Source organism: Gemmatimonadota bacterium (genome assembly GCA_016209965.1).
Lineage (GTDB): Bacteria > Gemmatimonadota > Gemmatimonadetes > Longimicrobiales > RSA9 > JACQVE01.
This window is the reverse complement of sequence record JACQVE010000142.1, coordinates 1-6,466: the sequence shown is the minus strand read 5'-3', so window position 1 is coordinate 6,466 and position 6,466 is coordinate 1. Positions and strand designations below refer to the sequence as shown.

The 6,466-nt window shown below is 73.2% G+C and carries 3 protein-coding genes; all 3 read right to left on the bottom strand.

The window, feature by feature from the left end; all coding sequences use genetic code 11:
* Nucleotides 1-122: 122 nt before the first annotated feature.
* Nucleotides 123-1,379, bottom strand: a complete 1,257-nt coding sequence (locus HY703_05955; protein ID MBI4544715.1) for an asparagine synthetase B — start codon at nucleotides 1,377-1,379, stop codon at nucleotides 123-125.
* Between the two features lie 160 nt (nucleotides 1,380-1,539).
* On the bottom strand, nucleotides 1,540-3,360 hold the full coding sequence (locus HY703_05950; protein MBI4544714.1) for a tetratricopeptide repeat protein: 1,821 nt from the start codon (nucleotides 3,358-3,360) through the stop codon (nucleotides 1,540-1,542).
* Nucleotides 3,357-6,466, bottom strand: a 3,110-nt coding sequence (locus HY703_05945) for a hypothetical protein (protein ID MBI4544713.1), incomplete at its 5' end; no start/stop codon positions are given. The genes HY703_05945 and HY703_05950, both read right to left, overlap by 4 nt.

Here is a 6,466-nt window from a genome sequence, read left to right as displayed (position 1 = left end):
GTTTTGACCCCTCCGGTCACCGGGCTCGGGCTCGGGTACGGCGGGCATGGGTACGGGTACGGGTACGGGTACGCGAAGATACACCGAAGGCGGGAGGCACGCCAGAACATCCAGCGCCACCTCTAGGTCTTCAGCGTCTTCTTCTTGGCTGCTGGGAACAGCACGTTGTTCAGGATCAGCCGGTAGCCGGGCGAGTGCGGGTGCAGGTTCAGGTCGGTGGGCGGGTCGCCGATCTGGTGCTGCGGATCCTCGGGGTCGTGCCCGCCCAGGAAGGTCCACGTGCCCTCGCCGTAATTCCCGTGCACGTACTTGGTCCAGGGCGCGCCCTCCTCCTCGGCCAGCACGATCACGCCCGGCTTGAGGCGGTCGCGGCGGAAGGAAGTGGTCAGCCCGTAGAAATCGGGCAGCACGTTCTCGTGGTTCTGCACCAGCATGGACGGCACAGGATCGAACTTGGCACTGAAGTCGAAGAGACTGAACGCGCCCAGCGGCTGGCGCCACGGCGTGTTGACCTGGTGGCCGTCAATGTCGCTGAAGGCGTTGACGCCGGGGTTGAGCTGTACTTCCGCGCCCTGGAAGGCGAACGTACGCCCCCATTGCATGCGGCTGGTCGCCTCCGGGTCCGCCGGCGTGCCGTCGCTGAACGGAGCGGCGATGTCCACGCCCAGCGCAGCCAGCGCCAGCTCGACCGTCTCCGTCGCCGTGCACATGGCGAACAGGAAACCACCGTCCGCCACGTAGCGCCGGATCTCCTCCGCCACCGCCTTCTTCAGCTCCGCCACGTTGGCACGCCCCATCTCCGCCGCCATGGCTTCGTTGCGCTGCACTTCCTCCTGCAGCCAGGGCGCGCCCTGATAATTGATGTAGAACTTCGAGTACTGGCCCGTGAAGTCCTCGTGGTGCAGGTGCAGCCAGTCGTATTCCTTGAGCCGGCCCTGCAGCACTTCCCGGTCCCACACCTTGTCGTACGGGATGTCCGCGTAGGTCAGCGCGAGCGTCACCGCATCGTCCCAGGGCGCCGCGTTGGGCGGCGTGTAGATCGCCATCTGCGGCGCCTTCTCCAGGATTACGCTCTCCATGTTGGACTCGTCGATGGCGGCCCGGATCTGCGCCACCTGCCCTGCCGTGGCCGCCTCGACCGCGACGCCGCGCAGTGCCGCCTCGCGCCGGACTTGCGGCCGGTCCGGCAGCAGGAACGAGCCGGACCGGTAGTTCAGCAGCCACTCCGCGCTCAGTCCCTGCTGCAGCGTCCAGTAAGTGAGGCCGTAGGCCTTGAGATGGTTGGTCTGCGCGCCGTCCATAGGGACGACCAGGTATTGCGCCGACGCGGGAACGGCGGCCAGAGCCAGGCCCGCGAGCAACAGCAGCAGGTGACGCATGAGCTTCAACTTCCTTCCTACGACTTCTCCCGTGAGCCGTCCTGGTGCCCGGCCACAGACGGCCGAATGGTTCACCGCTTCACTCCTGCCGGGTAAGTGGTCGAATCCGCAAATACGGCCGCATTCGGCCATGGCCGTACTTACAAACTCGACCATTAAACTAAGAGTGCGGCACTCGCCCCTGCGCCCGTTCCAGCTCGCGCCGGGCCTGGGGCACCAGCGCGCTGCGCGGGTGCTCGAGAATAAGGCGCCGCAGCAACTCCTGCGCCTCTTCCAGCCCGCTCGGCTGTTCCAGCAAGGCGCGGGCCAGCCCGAGCAGCGCCGCCGCGACTTCCGGCGCGCGGGGGTGCTCAGCAATGATTTCCCGCCGGATGCGGGATGCCTCCTCGCGCAGCTCCGCCAGGTCCGCCAGTGTGGCCGCGAAATCCAGGACTGCTGGCCGCTCGGAGACATGCAGCTCGCCGGCGCCCTTGTGCAGCAGTGCCACAGCTCCGGCGACCTCGCCTGTGCCGGCGCGCGCCAGGGCACGCGCCAGCAGCCGTCCGCCCTCAGGCAAGACCCGGCCCAGCAGTGTGGCCAGAGCGATGGCCTGGGTGGCTTCCGCGCCGTGCAGCGCGGGCGCCGCAGCCAGGAACGCGGAGCGGGCGCGCGCCACCTCCCCCTGCCGCAGGGCGAGCCGCCCGCGGGCCAGGTTCGAGCGCGGCCCGTTGATCCCCACCAGCAGCCGCTCGGCGCGCTCGACCTCGCCTTCGGCGGCCAGGCTGGCAGCCAGCGCGGCGGCGACCGCATCCAGCTCGGGCGCCTCCGGGAACTGTCTGCGGAACTCGTCGAACTCTCTCGCCGCCGCCGCCGCCTTCCCTTCCCGCGCCGTCAGCTCGAGGCGTACCGCGGCGGCGCGGCGCCGCTCGGCGGAGCCCACCGCCGCAGCCCGCTCGAGCGCCAGGTAGCTCTCCCGCGCCGCCGCTGTATCGCCCAGGGCCAGCGCCAACTCGGCCAGGCGGCTGCGGACCGCCAACAACTGCTCGACCGGCCCGCCCTCCGCCAGCAGCGTCGAGTAGCCCCAATACGCCAGCGCGGGCAGCGAGGCACCATCGGCGCGGCGCGCGGTCTCGACCAGGAAGCTCTGCCGCTCCGCGCCGGTCAGCGCCTCGGCCACCAGCCGGGCGATGGCCTCGGCGCGGGTGCCCAGCCCCGCATCGATCGCCAGCTCGGCCGCCGCCCGCCGCCGCTCGATGCTGGTGCGCCCGCCGGTGAGCGAGTCGATCAGTGCAGGCAGGAGCTGCGCGCCGCCATCAGGCAGGGACGCCAGCCGTCTGCGCACCAGCAGGAGCCCCCGGGCGTCGCCGCCCACGGCCCGGTTCCACTCGCGGACGGCGCGCGCGTAGTCGCCCAGCGCCGCGTACTGGTCGCCCAGCTCGAGTGCCAGCGCATCCTCGCGCCCCACTCGCCTGCGCCCGCGCTCGAGCACCTCGACGGCCGGGGCATACTCGCCCCGCGCCTCCCACGCCCGCGCGATCTCCCGGTACGGCGTTTCCAGCCGCGGCGTCGCCCGGATCCAGCTCTCGCCCGCCTGCTCGAGCTCGGCCACGCGGTCCAGCGCCGAGTACGTGCGCAGTCGCATCTGGTGCCCGATGGCGGAGGCCGGGTCCACGGCCAGCAAGCGGTCAATCAGCGGGAGCAGCTCTGCGGTCCGCTCCTGCATGCGCAGCAGCCGCTCGAGCGAGAGCAGCGCGCTCAGGGACTCGGGCCGGTCCGCCAGGATCTCGCGCAGGATGCGCTCCGCGCCCGCCAGGTCGCCAGTCGCCTCGCGCACCGCCGACTCGCGCAGCAGCCGGATCTCTTCCGCGCCCTGGCCGTTCACCACCTGGGCGGCCGCCGCGCCCGCGCCCGCGCCGGCTGCCAGCAGCGCAGCGAGCAGCACAGCCCCGGCGACGCCGCGCGCCGCGCACCCCGCCGTCAGGAGCTCCGCGGCGTGCCTCACTTGCGGGCCTCCTGCGCTGGGCCGCGGTTCAGCCGGTCGAAGTACTCGAGGATCAGGCGCCGATAGGCGGGCGGCAGCGCGCGGAGCTGCTCCGGATCGGGCAGCGGGAATCGCGGCCCACCCTGCAGCAGTTCGGGGTCCAGCGGCTGGGCGCGGGACGGCGGCACCGCGCTCGGCCGCTCGGCCACGCGCTCGTCGCTCACCTCGTCCCGCTCGAGCGTGTGTCCTGCATCGAGCAGGCGGTGGAACAGTCGCTCCTGTCGCGCCAGCAGCTCCGGAGTCAACCGGCCGCCGGCCAGCTCGCGCGCGAGCTGCTCCGCTTCCTGCGCCATGGCCTCGAGCTCGCCCAGCACGTGCTCCCGCCCGCCCCGCGTGTGCTGCAGCCCGCCCAGCTCCTTGGCCACCTGCTGCTGCGCCCGCGCTAGCCGCTGCAGTTGCTCAGTCAGCACCTGCGGCGCCAGGTCCAGCGGGAGCAGCGAGTTGGCCTGCCCGTTGACCGCCCCCTGGCGCTTGGCCAGCTCAGCCAACTGCTCGAGCATCTGCTGCAGCCCGGTGCCCGACTCAGACTGCGCGATCTGCTCGCTGTTCGCCAGCAGCGCCAGCGCCAGCCGGTTCAGCGCATCCAGTGTCTGCATGGCTTCCTGTACCGGCACGCGCCGGGGGCCGTTCTTCCCCTCCAGCGCCTCCACCGTCTGCTGGCTGCTCAGCAGCGCCCGGCCGAGCGCCGCGCCCACATCACGATTGACCATGGCCGAGCGCTGCCCCGCCTCCGCCAGGTTGCGGCCCAAAGCTTCGAGACCCTGCTGCAGCGCAGCCTGCTCCGCCCGCATGCCCTGCATCTCCGATGGACTCGCGCCGCCCCGCTGCTGCTGCGCCTGCTGCATCTGCTGCAGGAGCGCGTTCTGCCGCTGCGCCAGGGCCAGGGCGTCGTTGGTCGCGCGCTGCACCGTCTCCTGCACTTCCTGGCGCCACGACTCGGCCATGGCCTGCCGGGTGGCGTTGAGCGACCGCGCCGCCTCGGCAAGCTGCGCCGCCGCCTGCTGCGCCTGCTCCGCTGCCTGGCCCGCCTGCTGCCGCGCCGACTGCTGCTGCGCACGCGACTCCGACTGCTGCGCTTGCTGCGCTTGCTCGGCCGCCTGCGCCGCGGACTGCGCCGACTGTGCCATCCGCTGCTGCGCCGACTGCACCTGCTCGGCCGCCCGCACCGTCTGCGCCGCCGCCTGCGACTCCCCCTGCTCCGCCAGCCGCTGCTGCAGTTGGTTCAGCGCCTGGCTCAACGAGTCGGCCCGCTCCATGAGCTGCCGCTGCTGCTCCGCGCGCGCCGCCGTGGGCGGCTCTTCCGTCTTCAGCGCCTCGGCCAGCGCCTGCTCCTGGGTCGCCAGCTCTTCCGCCTGCCTGGCCAGCGAGCTCATCTGCTGCTCCGCGGCCGCGCGCCGCAGCAGCTCGAGGCTCTGCTCGATGCGACGCCGGAACTCCTGCTGCTGGCGCGCGAGCTGCTCGACCGCCTCCCGCACGCGCTCCGGATCCAGCTCCTGCAGCGACGCCCGCAGCTCGGCCAGCTTCTCGAGCAGCTCCGGCGTCAGCATCTGCTCGTAGAGCTGGCGCAACTCCTCCAGCCGCTGCTGCAGCGCCGGATCGCGCAGCCCTGCGGCCTCGATGGCCCGGTCCAGCGCCTCGGTGCGCGCGCGCAGTTCCTCGACCCGCCGCACCATCGCCTCCTGGCGCTCGAGCACCTGGCGGGCCTGCTCGGCCTCGCGGAACGCCAGGTCAGCAGAACTCTCGCCCTGCTGCCCCGGCCGCGCCCGGCCGCGGGCGCCAGCCGACGCACGGGCGGACTCGGAGCGCGAGCTGCTGCCCGATGCCCGCCGCTGCGCGTCGCGTGCCGCCTGCTCCTGCTGCCGCGCCAAGCGCGCCAGCGACTCCGCGTCTTCGACCAGCGACTCGGCCGCCTCCGCCGCGCGCCTGCGCAGCTCCTCCATGCTCGGCAGGCGCAGCGCGTAGCTGCGCGAGACGCCGACCTGCCTGGCCGGCGAGCTGTCCACGACGCGCACGAAGTAGCGCAGCGTGTCGCCCGGCAGCAGCCGGCGCGCGCTGGCGTCGAGCACCGCCCGCAGCACCACCCGCTCCGCCTCGCCTTCCAGGGGGATCCCTTCCTCGACGGCCGGGTCACGGTCGCCCAGTGCGCTCACCCGCCAGCTTACCAGCGTCGCGGCGGCCAGGCCGTGGTCGTCCCGAGCGTCCGCTACGACCGGCTGCGTCAGTTCCGGACCGAGCAGCGTGTCGGCGCCCGGGAACGTGATCTCGACCTGCGGCGCGCGGTCCTCCAGCATGCTGAGCTCGATGGGCGGCGGCGTTGCCGCGGCCCCGCCGCCCGCCTGGTCGATCAGCCGCCAGTCGTACACCCCGCCCGCCGCCGGCATCCACCGGCCCGTGAACCGATCCGCTAGCGTCACCAGCCTGACGCGCGAGCCGCCATCCTTCCGGACCAGCGCGGCCTCGCGCAGCCGGCGGGTCGCCCGGCCCCGGATCTCGAGCACCGTCCCCGCCGGCACTTCCAGCGGCGGCACCTCGCCCTCGAAGCGCTCCGGCGGCTGCTCGAGGTAGGCCGGATACGTGACGTCGACCACCAGGTCGGATACCAGCAGCGGGTCGAGTGGCGTGACGTGGAAGGTGGCGCTGGCCGCACCATCGGGCGCGGTCACCCAGTAGCCGAGCGGCGCGTCAATGCCCGCGAGCTGCGTTGCGACCCGCGCCGACTCGAGCCGCAGAGTGCGCTGGCGGGGCACGTCGCCCGCACTGCGCCAGTGCAGCGTTACCTGCAGGCGACCCGGCGCCTCGACCCGCACGTCCAGGCTGCCGCCGCGTGGCACTTCCGCATCCCCGGGCTCGACCGCGAGGGGCGGGAGCGGCGCCGGCGAGAGGTACTCGACGGGGTTAAGCAGCGGCGCCCAGCCGGCGCGGCTGCGGTCCGGGCCGGCCAGGCCCAGGGCCAGCGCCACCGCGGAGAGCCCTGCCAGCACGAGCAGCGCGTTCCGCCGCCGCAGCCGCGCCCGCGCCCCGACCTCGCCCGCCAGCGTCGCGGCGCTCGCGCCGCCCAGTACCACGG